1 pseudogene is annotated in these 274 nt (G+C 37.6%); it reads left to right on the top strand.

The window, feature by feature from the left end:
- Positions 1-274 (top strand): annotated as a pseudogene (locus tag ACY9Z2_RS19000) (nitric oxide dioxygenase); the annotation flags it as partial.

Genomic DNA, 274 nt, shown 5'->3' on the forward strand with positions numbered 1-274 from the left:
TACCTGAGCATTATCCAATTGTTGGTGAAAACTTACTAAAAGCGATTAAGGAAGTACTTGGCGACGCTGCGACAGACGATATTATTAATGCATGGGCTGAGGCATATGGCGTTATTGCAGATATTTTCATTCAAGTAGAAGAAGAGTTATACCAAAAAGCTGAAAATAATGGTGGATGGCGTCTATTTAGACCATTAAAAGTGGCGAAAAAAGTGGTAGAAAGCGACTTAGTTACATCTGTTTATTTTGTTAATGAAGATGGCTCCTCATTACC

Source organism: Virgibacillus sp. GM2-2 (genome assembly GCF_055329585.1).